This window comes from Streptomyces muensis, from assembly GCF_021474425.1.
In the GTDB taxonomy this organism is placed as follows: Bacteria; Actinomycetota; Actinomycetes; order Streptomycetales; family Streptomycetaceae; genus Streptomyces; species Streptomyces muensis.
Genome location: NZ_JAKEIP010000080.1, coordinates 21,652 through 32,355, shown reverse-complemented (window position 1 = coordinate 32,355; position 10,704 = coordinate 21,652). Strand labels below are relative to the sequence as shown.

General features: G+C 69.6%; 10 protein-coding genes and 1 tRNA gene. 4 read left to right on the top strand and 7 right to left on the bottom strand.

Annotation, left to right across the window (positions count from 1 at the left end; all coding sequences use genetic code 11):
• Positions 1-102 precede the first annotated feature (102 nt).
• Positions 103-1,158, top strand: a complete 1,056-nt coding sequence (locus tag L0P92_RS20505; protein WP_234764244.1) for a LacI family DNA-binding transcriptional regulator — start codon at positions 103-105, stop codon at positions 1,156-1,158.
• A gap of 86 nt (positions 1,159-1,244) precedes the next feature.
• Here the strand turns inward: L0P92_RS20505 and L0P92_RS20500 are convergent.
• The 4 genes from L0P92_RS20500 to L0P92_RS20485 all read right to left on the bottom strand — a co-directional run bounded on the left by L0P92_RS20500 (position 1,245) and on the right by L0P92_RS20485 (position 4,175).
• Positions 1,245-1,317: transfer RNA gene (locus L0P92_RS20500), tRNA-His, on the bottom strand.
• Between the two features lie 107 nt (positions 1,318-1,424).
• Positions 1,425-2,027 (bottom strand): oligoribonuclease, encoded by a 603-nt coding sequence (orn, locus tag L0P92_RS20495; RefSeq protein WP_234764243.1) that lies wholly within the window; start codon positions 2,025-2,027, stop codon positions 1,425-1,427.
• A 232-nt stretch (positions 2,028-2,259) separates the two neighbouring features.
• Positions 2,260-3,483: a GlxA family transcriptional regulator gene (locus tag L0P92_RS20490; protein WP_234764242.1), complete on the bottom strand. Its 1,224-nt coding sequence runs from the start codon at positions 3,481-3,483 to the stop codon at positions 2,260-2,262.
• Positions 3,484-3,860: 377 nt separating this feature from the next.
• Entirely contained in the window at positions 3,861-4,175 is a 315-nt protein-coding gene (locus L0P92_RS20485) for a hypothetical protein (protein WP_062720829.1), read from the bottom strand.
• A gap of 355 nt (positions 4,176-4,530) precedes the next feature.
• Here L0P92_RS20485 and L0P92_RS20480 point away from each other — a divergent pair, with 355 nt between their 5' ends.
• Both L0P92_RS20480 and L0P92_RS20475 read left to right on the top strand, forming a co-directional pair.
• Entirely contained in the window at positions 4,531-5,058 is a 528-nt protein-coding gene (locus L0P92_RS20480) for a universal stress protein (protein ID WP_234764241.1), read from the top strand.
• 116 nt (positions 5,059-5,174) lie between these two features.
• Positions 5,175-5,741 carry a GPR1/FUN34/YaaH family transporter gene (locus L0P92_RS20475; RefSeq protein ID WP_234764240.1) on the top strand — a complete coding sequence of 189 codons (567 nt, stop codon included), beginning with the start codon at positions 5,175-5,177 and terminating at the stop codon, positions 5,739-5,741.
• Between the two features lie 183 nt (positions 5,742-5,924).
• On the opposite strand, the gene glmS is transcribed toward L0P92_RS20475, so the two are convergent.
• A complete protein-coding gene (gene glmS, locus L0P92_RS20470; protein WP_234764239.1) occupies positions 5,925-7,742 on the bottom strand; it encodes a glutamine--fructose-6-phosphate transaminase (isomerizing) in 1,818 nt (605 codons plus the stop codon).
• Positions 7,743-7,756: 14 nt separating this feature from the next.
• Entirely contained in the window at positions 7,757-8,014 is a 258-nt protein-coding gene (locus L0P92_RS20465; protein WP_062720825.1) for a hypothetical protein, read from the bottom strand.
• Between the two features lie 175 nt (positions 8,015-8,189).
• On the opposite strand from L0P92_RS20465, the gene L0P92_RS20460 reads away from it, so the two are divergent.
• Positions 8,190-9,752: a purple acid phosphatase family protein gene (locus L0P92_RS20460; protein WP_234764238.1), complete on the top strand. Its 1,563-nt coding sequence runs from the start codon at positions 8,190-8,192 to the stop codon at positions 9,750-9,752.
• A 5-nt stretch (positions 9,753-9,757) separates the two neighbouring features.
• Here the strand turns inward: L0P92_RS20460 and L0P92_RS20455 are convergent, their stop codons facing one another.
• A complete protein-coding gene (locus L0P92_RS20455; protein WP_234764237.1) occupies positions 9,758-10,642 on the bottom strand; it encodes a DUF4429 domain-containing protein in 885 nt (294 codons plus the stop codon).
• Between the last annotated feature and the right edge of the window lie 62 nt (positions 10,643-10,704).

Genomic DNA, 10,704 nt, shown 5'->3' with positions numbered 1-10,704 from the left:
AAGCGGGGGTCCGGGGGCGGCGGCCCCCACGCGGGGTCGGTGCGGCAGGCGGGACTGTTAGATTCCAGGCCAGCATAAGGATCGTCGGGAAAGGCGGAGCCCATGGCAACCCACGGAACGCGGGGCCGTAGTGGCGGTCGGCCCACCCTCGAAGAGGTGGCGGCCCGTGCCGGCGTGGGCCGGGGCACCGTCTCCCGCGTGATCAACGGCTCGCCCCGGGTCAGCGACGCGACCCGCGCGGCGGTGGAGGCGGCGGTCGCGGAACTCGGCTACGTCCCCAACACGGCGGCCCGCGCCCTGGCGGCGAACCGCACGGACGCCATCGCGCTGGTCGTGCCCGAACCGGAGACCCGGTTCTTCGCGGAACCGTACTTCTCGGACATCTTGAAGGGTGTGGGCGCCGAACTCGCCGACACCGAGATGCAACTGCTGCTGATCTTCGCGGGCAGCGACAAGGAACGGCGGCGCCTGGCCCAGTACCTGGCCGCCCACCGCGTCGACGGCGTCCTGCTGGTCTCGGTCCACGCCGACGACCCGCTGCCCGACCTGCTGTCCCAGCTGGAGATCCCGGCCGTGATCAGCGGCCCCCGCTCCGCCGCCGAGACCCTGACCTCGGTCGACTCGGACAACTACGGCGGCGCCCGCTCGGCGGTGGAACACCTCATGTCCCGCGGCCGCACGAGGATCGCCCACATCACCGGCCGCCTCGACGTCTACGGCGCCCAGCGCCGCGTCGACGGCTACCGCGACGCCCTGCGCGACGCCGGCCACGCCGTGGACGAGCTGCTGATCGAGCCGGGCGACTTCACGGAGGAGGGCGGCCGCCGGGCGACGCAGTCCCTGCTCGCCCGCCGCCCCGACCTCGACGCGGTCTTCGCGGCCTCGGACGTGACGGCGGCGGGCGCCCGCCATGCGCTGCGCGAGGCGGGCCGCCGTATCCCCGACGACGTGGCGTTGGTCGGCTACGACGACTCCGCCATCGCCCGCCACATGGACCCGCCGCTCACCAGCGTCCGCCAGCCCATCGAGGAGATGGGCCGCCGGATGATCGACCTGCTCCTCACCGAGATCGCGGACCGCCGCCCGGCGATGTCGCGGGGTCTGGAGCGGGCGCGGATGGTGCTGGCCACGGAGTTGGTGACGCGGGCGTCCTCGTAGCACGGGCTTCTTCGCGGAGTGGGCGTCCTCGTGGAAAAAGCTTCAGCCGGTGACTTCGTTTCCGAAGTCACCGGCTGAAGGGTGAGGGTGAGTGACGGGACTCGAACCCGCGGCATCCTGGACCACAACCAGGTGCTCTACCAGCTGAGCTACACCCACCATGACCGGCTCTGGGTTTCCCCGACCGGCCGAGAAAAAGTGTACAGGGTCCGAAGGGGTGCTCGCGCACAGATTCCACGGCGCCACCCGCAGCACCCCTCACATCCCTACTGAGCAGGCAGAACGTGCTTCGCGGCGATCGACTTCGCGGTGTCCGAGTCCGGGCCGGGCTGCGGTACGAAGACGGCCTCGCGGTAGTAGCGGAGTTCGGCGATGGACTCGCGGATGTCGGCGAGGGCGCGGTGGTTGCCGTTCTTCTCCGGGCTGTTGAAGTAGGCGCGCGGGTACCAGCGCCGGGCGAGCTCCTTGATGGAGGAGACGTCGACGATCCGGTAGTGGAGGTAGTCCTCCAGCGTCGGCATGTCGCGCAGCAGGAATCCGCGGTCCGTGCCCACGGAGTTGCCGCACAGCGGGGCCTTGCCGGGTTCCTTCACATGCTCGCGGACATACGTCAGCACCTGCTCCTCGGCGTCCGCCAGGGTCGTGCCGCCGGCCAGTTCGTCGAGGAGGCCGGACGCGGTGTGCATCTGACGCACCACCTCCGGCATCGTCTCCAGCGCCTGCTCCGGCGGGCGGATGACGATGTACACTCCCTCGCCGAGGACGTTCAGCTCGGAGTCGGTGACGAGGGCGGCAACCTCGATGAGCGCGTCGTCGGACAGCGAGAGGCCGGTCATCTCGCAGTCGATCCACACCATGCGATCGTTCATGCGAACACCCTACGGCTGACGTCCGTTTTTGGGATGCCCGGTGTCGCAGGCGGCGTACCAGGGGGCTGCCGCCCCCTGGACCCCCGCTGTCGGCCTTCGGCCTCGTCCTCAAACGCCGGACGGGCTGAAGACGCCTGGCGAAGCCCCCTCCCGGGTGGGTGGGGGATAGGGATGGCAATACCTCGTCCTCAAACGCCGGACGGGCTGGATGGGCCCGTCCGGCGTTTGTCGTTCACGCTCCGCTGCGCTGGCCCGGCAGGGTCGCCCGGCCTCCTACGTACAGCTCGCGGCCGTTGTCCGAGGGTGCGGGGCCCACGGGGGCCGGGGTGCGGCGGGTCTGGAGCGGGACCGGGCCGCCCTCCGGGTACGGGCTGGGCGGTGGGGCCTGCTGGACGGCGGGGCCCGTCGGGGACTCCGCGTCCGTCGGCCGGTCGGCCTGGGGGCGGCGGGCCCGGTACGCCGCCCGGTACGCGGCCGGGGACGAGCCGAGCTGGCGGCGGAAGTGGCCGCGCAGCGCCACCGGTGAGCGGAAGCCGCAGCGTCCGGCCACCTCGTCCACCGAGTAGTCCGACGTCTCCAGCAGCCGCTGCGCCTGGAGCACCCGCTGGGTGATCAGCCACTGCAGCGGGGCGCTGCCGGTCAGCGAGCGGAAGCGGCGGTCGAAGGTGCGGCGGCTCATGTACGCGCGGGCCGCCAGCGTCTCGACGTCGAACTGCTCGTGCAGATGCTCCAGCGCCCAGGCGACGACCTCCGCGAGCGGGTCGGCGCCGATCTCCTCTGGTAAAGATCGATCGAGATAGCGCTCCTGACCGCCGGAGCGGCGCGGCGGGACCACCAGACGGCGGGCGAGCGCTCCGGCCGCCTCGTTGCCGTGGTCCGTGCGCACGATGTGGAGACAGAGATCGATTCCGGCCGCGGTGCCCGCCGACGTCAGGACGTCGCCGTCGTCGACGAACAGCTCTCGCGGATCCACGTGCACCGACGGATAGCGCTTGGCCAGCGTCGGTGCGTACATCCAGTGTGTCGTCGCGGGACGGCCGTCCAGCAGGCCGGCCGCGGCGAGGACGAAGGCGCCGGTGCACAGCCCGACTATGCGGGCGCCTTCCTCGTGCGCCCGGCGCAGTGCGTCGAGCGCCTCCTCCGGCGGCGGCGAGGTGATCGAACGCCAGGCCGGCACGACGACCGTGCCCGCCCGCGAGATCGCCTCCAGGCCATGTGGCGCCGAGAGTTCCAGGCCTCCTGTGGTCCGCAGGGGGCCTTCCTCACCGCCGCACACCAACAGGCGGTAGCGCGGTACGCCGGCGTCCTGGCGGTCTATCCCGAACACCGACAGCGGTATGGAACTCTCGAAGATGGGGCCGCCGCTGAACAGCAGCACCGCGACGATCTCCTTGCGGCGTCGCCCGGAAAGCTTCCGGGCCGCGGCTTCCGGCGCGGCAGTGGAGTCGTGGCTCATACTGCTAAGCCCCCCTCGGTGGTCGCGGCTCCTCGGTTGTGTCGCTCCTGCACGTTTCCCCTCGGTCCTGCACGAGTCCCCCGCCGTAGACAGTCAAGATCGAATCTACTGTGTCGCGTCGCGCCGCAGTGGCCGGTTCACCACTCGGCACATTGTCGACTTGGCAACTTGGCGTGAAGCATTCGATCACGAAGCGTTGCACTCCCGGGCCGTGCAGGGAAGTGCGCCTTGTCGCAGTGGCCAATCCACGTAGGGTGCGCAGACCCCCTGAGGCCCTTTCCGTGCAGGTGGAACGGGGGTTGGGGGGTGTTCTGGGCAGGGGATGCCTGCCCGCCAGAAGTTGGCTGAAAAGTGGCGTGCCGGGGTGTGAAAACCGGTCAGCCGACCGGTGTATTTCCCCCAGTGTGACGTCCGCCTCTATGAGCCCCGGTTCCGGTCCGGTGATGGCGGCCGCGACGCCGGGGCGAGGGACCGGCCTCCCCGGCCTTGATCCGCGCCGCGCCGCGCTCGGACTGGCGCAGCAGAAGCCGGCACACCGCCGTCACGGCGGCGAGGCCCAGGGCCGTGCCGGTGGCGCCGGCGAGCGAGGTGCCGTACCAGAGGAGCACCACCGGGACCAGGACGCAGCTGAAGGCCGCCCAGCGCACCACATCGGTGGCGCTGTCCTCGGAGGGCGTGCTGGGTCCTGACATGCGTACGTGCTCCCTGGGCTGCCTGGGTGGTGACAGGGAGATCAACGCGGGTCGGAGCGGTCGGTCACTGGTACGCGTCGGTAGGCGGCCGTCCGGCGGCGGATGAAGTTGAACCCTGTGCAAACCGCCTGTACACCGCAGCAACCATTGCGTTACGGGCGCACCCTCGTGCATGCTCCCTGGAACCCGCACCGACCGTGAGCGGGGATCTGGGCTAAGGAGGCGTGCCGCCGTACCCTTGGGGTATGGGGTTGGGAAGACCATTCCCGGACACAGCTCCGCCGCACACTGCTGGATCTGTCAGCGAGGTCCGCTCGCGGGCCCACCCATAAAGGATCACTACGCCGAGACAGCCATGGCCGGTCACGAATTCTTCGAACCAGCGGACCGCAAGCGGCCGGTAGCCGACCCCACGGCGTCCGAGCCCCAGGCGGCGGAACAGTCACGCCAGTCCTGCGACCCCGCTTTCAAGCACGGCGTCGTCGTCGGCTTCGACGGCTCCACCTCCAGTGAGCGCGCCCTCGCGTACGCCATCGGCATGGCTCACCGTTCCGGGTCGGGCCTGATCATCGTCCACGTCGCCAACCGGCTGCCCACCACCGTGTGGGCCGGCTGCGAGCCGCCGGTCTTCGTCGACGTACCGGACCACCGCACCGAGGTGCTGGGCCTCGAACTCGCGTGTGCCGACTATCTCGCCGAGGTGCCCTGGATCCTCGTCGAGCGCGGCGGTGACATCTGCCATGAGCTCGAAGAGGTCGGACAGGAGTACGAGGCGGACGCGATCGTCGTCGGCTCCACGCACGGGATCGTCGGGCGGATCTTCGGCTCCGTCGCGGGGCGGCTCGCCAAGCGGGCGAAGCGGCCCGTCGTTGTGATTCCGTAACTCGCCGTTCTCCCAGGTGAGATGTGCAAATCTACTCGCGCGTAGAGGTGTTTGTGCCCTTGTGAAGGGCATATAACGCTCACCGCACAACTGCACATGCAAGAAGGGAGCCCGCCGTGGACAACGACGTCTCCGCGGGAAGCGGAATCACCACCGTGGTCGGCCGACTCGCCCTGGGAATCACCCTGTTGGCCTTCGGTCTTGGGTACACCGAAGTGATCGACGGCGTGTCAGCCGCTGACGCCGTTTCAATCGCCCAGTACGTGGGCGGCATTGCCCTCTTCGTCGCCGGGCTGATGGCCCTGCGGGACCGTGACGCCGCGAACGGGACCGCGTTCGTGACGCTGGGCGCGCTGTGGTTCACCTGGGCCGTCTCCGCGGACGCCCAAGTCTCCGCCAACGCTGCCGGGTTGTTCCTGTTGCTGTTCGCCCTGGTGGCGCTGTCTCTCACCCTTGCGGGTGGGGATCAGCTCGGGCAGGGGGCGTACGGGCTGTTCTTCGTCGCTCTGGTGCTCATGGCGATAGCCGGGTTCGCGGGCAACGACGGGCTCACGAAGGTCGGTGGCTGGTTCGCCGTCGCCGCGGGGGCGGTGGCCTGGTATGCCGCGACCGCGGCTCTGGCGCACTGGCCGACGGCTCTTCCGCGACGCGCTGCGGGTCGGGGTGTGACGGCCACCGGGTAGCTGCGCGGGCTGGGGGTTGGGCGGCCCCCGGCGTTGAAAACGGACCCCCCGTGAGTGGTGGCATCACGTGGGGGTCCGTTGCGTTGTGTGGCCTCTGCGGGTGTGTGGGGGCTGGTCGCGCCCACGCGGCGGAGCCGCAAATCGATACAGCCCCGCGCCCCTAAAGACCAAAAGCCGAAGCCTCTACTCGACCGTTACCGACTTTGCGAGGTTCCTCGGCTTGTCGATGTCCCTGCCCAGGGACAAGGCCGTGTGGTAGGCCAGGAGTTGGAGGGGGATGCCCATCAGGATGGGGTCCAGTTCGTCCTCGTTCTTGGGGACGACGATCGTCTGGTCGGCCTTTTCCTGGTGCTGGTGGGCCACGGCGAGGATCTTGCCGCTGCGGGCCTTGATCTCCTCCATGGCGGCGCGGTTCTTCTCCAGGAGGTCGTCGTCGGGGACGATCGCGACCGTGGGGAGGGCGGGCTCGATCAGGGCCAGCGGGCCGTGCTTCAGTTCCGACGCCGGGTAGGCCTCTGCGTGGATGTAGGAGACCTCCTTGAGCTTGAGGGAGGCCTCGCGGGCGACCGGGTAGCCACGGACGCGGCCGATGAAGAGCATCGAGCGGGCCTCGGCGTACTCCTGGGCCAGCTTCTTGATCTCCTCCTCCTGCTCCAGCATCTCGGCGATCTGGGCGGGCAGCTTGCGCAGGCCCTCGATGATCCGCTTGCCGTCACGGACCGAGAGGTCGCGGGTGCGGCCCAGGTGGAGGGCCAGGAGGGCGAAGGCGACCGTCGTGTTGGTGAAGCACTTCGTCGAGACGACGCAGACCTCGGGGCCCGCGTGGACGTAGATGCCGCCGTCCGCCTCCCTCGCGATGGCCGAGCCGACCACGTTCACCACGCCCAGGACGCGGGCGCCCTTGCGCTTCAGCTCCTGGACGGCCGCGAGGACGTCGTACGTCTCGCCGGACTGGGAGACGGCGATGTAGAGGGTGTCGGGGTCCACGACCGCGTTGCGGTAGCGGAACTCCGAGGCCGGCTCGGCGTCGGCGGGGATGCGGGCCAGCTCCTCGATCATCTGGGCGCCGATCATGCCCGCGTGGTACGAGGTGCCGCAGCCGAGGATCTTCACGCGGCGGATCTGGCGGGCCTCGCGGGCGTCCAGGTTGAGGCCGCCGAGGTGCACGGTGGAGAAGCGGTCGTCGATGCGGCCGCGCAGGACGCGGTCGACGGCGTCGGCCTGCTCGTGGATCTCCTTGTGCATGTAGGTGTCGTGGCCGCCCATGTCGTAGGAGGCGGCCTCCCACTCGACGGTGGTGGGCTCCGACGTCGTACGGGTGCCCTCCGTCGTGTAGGTGCGGAAGTCGTCGGCCTTCAGGGTGGCCATCTCGCCGTCGTCCAGCGTCACTATCTGGCGGGTGTGGGTCACCAGCGCGGCGATGTCCGAGGCTACGAACATCTCCTTCTCACCGATGCCGAGGACGACCGGGGAGCCGTTGCGGGCGACGACGATGCGGTCCGGGAAGTCGGCGTGCAGGACGGCGATGCCGTACGTGCCCTCGATGAGCCGGAGGGTCTCGCGGACCTTGTCCTCCAGCTTCTCCTGCTGCGAGCGGGCGATGAGGTGGACGAGGACCTCGGTGTCGGTCTCGGAGAGGAACTCGACGCCGTCCGCCTCCAGCTTGCGGCGCAGGTCGGCGGCGTTGTCGATGATGCCGTTGTGGACGACGGCGACCTTGCCCTCGGCGTCCAGGTGCGGGTGGGCGTTCACGTCGGAGGGGGCGCCGTGGGTGGCCCAGCGGGTGTGGGCGATGCCGGTGGTGCCCTTGAAGCGTGCCGGGACCTTGGCCTCCAGGTCACGGACCCGGCCCTTGGCCTTGACCATCTTCAGGGCGGGAGCCTTGGGGGACGAGACGACCACGCCGGCCGAGTCGTAGCCGCGGTACTCCAGGCGCTGGAGGCCCTCCAGCAGGAGGGGGGCCACGTCACGCTTGCCGATGTATCCGACGATTCCGCACATATATAGAGGTATCCCTAGCCGTAGACGATCCGGCGCAGCTGGCGGAGCGTGAGCTCCGGCGGTGCAACGGTCCGGTATTTCAGGTCCGCCTCGATCCGTTCGAAGATCGTCGCGTTCACCAGGCCCTGGGCCTGGAGCTCGCGGTGGCGGCGACGGACGAACTCCTCGGTCGTCTCGTCGAAGTAGGCGAGCACGTCCTGGATCACCCGGGTCGCCTCGCCCCGGCTGAGGGGCGTGCTGCGGGTCAGATGATCAACTAGGTCGTCGTGCACTCGGTAGATCCTGGAGTATGGGGGATCGGTTCGCAAGAATTCTGCCCGATTTCGGGCAAGAGGGTGTCAGGGGCCTTTGGGAGAGTTATGGAACGCCCATGGGTGTTCGTTGGGCGGTTGTTCCGCGGGGGGATGTGTGCACAGACCAGCTTGTGGCGCCATGGACATTCCTCGCATGGGTGTACCCCAGCAGCTGGCCGAGCGCATGAGCATGGCCGAACAGCACGAGTACCTGCGCGCCCGGTTCTCCCGGCGCAACATGATCAGAGGCGGCGCCGTCACCCTCGGCGCCGTCGCGGGCGGCACGTTCGTACCGGGCGCCACCGCCCGGGCGGCCGTACCGACCCAGAAGGCCCCGCGCACCGAGACCGTCGACGGCGCCCTCGTCGCCCCCTTCGGCCGCCACCTCGCCTACGGCAACGACGCACGCACCGAGATGACCGTCTCGTGGCAGGTCCCGGTCGCCGTACGGAAGCCGTTCGTCCGGATCGGCGCCCACCCCTGGGACCTCTCCCGCAAGATCGAGGCCGAGGTCCGCACCCTGTACACCCCGGCCGGAGTCGGTGCCAGCGCCGACCACACCCAGTACTACCTCCACGCCAGGCTCACCCATCTGCGCCCCGGCCGGACGTACTACTACGGCGTCGGCCACCAGGGCTTCGACCCCGCCGAGCCGCACCTGCTGGGCACCGTCGGCACCTTCACCACCGCCCCCGCCCACAAGGCGCCCTTCACCTTCACAGCCTTCGGCGACCAGGGCGTCAGCTATCACGCGCTGGCCAACGACAGCCTGATCCTCGGCCAGAACCCGAGCTTCCATCTGCACGCCGGCGACATCGCCTACGGCGACCCGACCGGCCAGGGCAAGGCCTCCGACACCGGCTTCGACTCGCGCACCTGGGACCAGTTCCTCGCCCAGACCGAGGGGGTCGCCAAGTCCGTGCCGTGGATGGTGTCGTACGGCAACCACGACATGGAGGCCTGGTACTCGCCCAACGGCTACGGCGGCGAGGAAGCCCGCTTCACGCTCCCCGACAACGGGCCGGACCGGAAGAACCTGCCGGGCGTCTACTCCTTCGTCCACGGCAACACCGCGATCATCTCGCTCGACCCGAACGACGTGTCGTACGAGATCCCCGCCAACCTCGGCATCTCCGGCGGCACCCAGACCACGTGGTTCGAGGCGCAGCTGAAGAAGTACCGGGCCGCGCACGACATCGACTTCGTCGTCGTGTTCTTCCACCACTGCGCCTACTGCACCTCCACCGCGCACGCCTCGGAGGGGGGTGTGCGCCAGGAGTGGGTGCCGCTGTTCGAGAAGTACCAGGTGGACCTGGTCATCAACGGTCACAACCACCAGTACGAGCGAACGGATGTGATCAAGAAGAACGAGGTCGTCAAGAAGCTGCCGATCGGCGGCACGGCGTACCCCGAGAGTGAGGGTGTCGTCTACGTCACGGCGGGTGCGGCCGGTCGCAGTCTGTACGCGTTCTCCGCGCCGGACTCCTACGAGGGGCACGAGCACGAGGTCGAGTCGGTGGCGTCCTTCGTCAACCTCAAGGAGGGCAAGAAGGACGAGACGGTCACCTGGTCGCGGGTGCGGTACCTGAACTACTCGTTCCTGCGGGTGGACGTGAACCCCGCCCCGCGTGGCCGTTACGCCACCCTGAAGGTGCAGGGCATCGCGGAGACCGGCGACCGGATCGACCACTTCACGGTGGCGCGCCGGGCCAAGTAGGCCGGCTACATCCGTTTCAGGACCGCCTGCTTGGCCATCGTGAACTCGTCGTCCGTGAGCACACCCGAGCGGTGCAGCTCACCGAGCTCGCGCAGGCGGCGCAGCAGGGCGTCGTGGTCGTCCTCGGCGGACGCGACCGGAGGAGAGGGCAGCTCCGGTCGCGGCTGCGGTACGTCCGTGGCGATGGCCCTGGCCGGATGCGGGAGGCGGGCCTGGACCGCCGCCGCGACCAGGGCCATCAGCGGGTCCTTCTTGAAGCCCCACAGCTCCACGGCGTTGGGGTCGTACTTGGGCGGGGCCTTGGTGGGCGCGTTGCGCACGGTGAAGCGCAGGTGGCCGTTCTCCAGGCCCGCCGCCGGATGCCACTCCACCCCCGTCAGGTCGGCGAGGGCCAGGGTGCGCGAGCCCGCGGCGGCCTTGGCGTCCTCCGTCTTCCAGTTCCACTCCAGCCGGATGTGCTCACCGTCGAAGGTCGCGGTGCCGTCCCCGGCCGAGACGGACAGCGGGACGGAGGGACCCGGCAGCAGATACGCGTCGACGGGGTCGGCCGGGACCTGGTCCAGCAGCAGGGCGTTGCGCACCTCCTCCACCAGGTACTCGGCGACGCCGTACCGGTCGGACTCGACGATCAGCTGGTAGGGGTCGTGGGGCTCGGTGAGCCGGCCGCCCGTGGCGTGCAGCAGCGGGTCGGCGCCGTCGCGCAGCCGCAGCCTGAGCCGGCCGGCCTTCTTCCCCTGCTCGAAGGAGACCCCCGCCAACGCCCCCAGGGGGACGACCAGTTCACCCAGTGTCTTGCGGAACAGGCTGACGTTCTTGTCCCGTCCGGGCGTCAGCCTCAGGGCGTCGCCGTCGAAGACCCACGTGCCGTCCTTCTGGATGATTTCCGCCATGGGGTGGATTGTTCCACCTGTCTCACGAGAGAGTGGTCCAGACCTCTTGGAGTGCACGGCTC

What these genes read in the sequence shown, in the direction of transcription:
- L0P92_RS20460 (WP_234764238.1), top strand. Translation starts at nt 8,190, where the DNA reads ATGGGTGTACCCCAGCAGCTGGCCGAGCGCATGAGCATGGCCGAACAG.
- L0P92_RS20485 (WP_062720829.1), bottom strand. Translation starts at nt 4,175, where the DNA reads ATGTCAGGACCCAGCACGCCCTCCGAGGACAGCGCCACCGATGTGGTG.
- L0P92_RS20455 (WP_234764237.1), bottom strand. Translation starts at nt 10,642, where the DNA reads ATGGCGGAAATCATCCAGAAGGACGGCACGTGGGTCTTCGACGGCGAC.
- glmS (WP_234764239.1), bottom strand. Translation starts at nt 7,742, where the DNA reads ATGTGCGGAATCGTCGGATACATCGGCAAGCGTGACGTGGCCCCCCTC.
- L0P92_RS20505 (WP_234764244.1), top strand. Translation starts at nt 103, where the DNA reads ATGGCAACCCACGGAACGCGGGGCCGTAGTGGCGGTCGGCCCACCCTC.
- L0P92_RS20490 (WP_234764242.1), bottom strand. Translation starts at nt 3,483, where the DNA reads ATGAGCCACGACTCCACTGCCGCGCCGGAAGCCGCGGCCCGGAAGCTT.
- orn (WP_234764243.1), bottom strand. Translation starts at nt 2,027, where the DNA reads ATGAACGATCGCATGGTGTGGATCGACTGCGAGATGACCGGCCTCTCG.
- L0P92_RS20480 (WP_234764241.1), top strand. Translation starts at nt 4,531, where the DNA reads ATGGCCGGTCACGAATTCTTCGAACCAGCGGACCGCAAGCGGCCGGTA.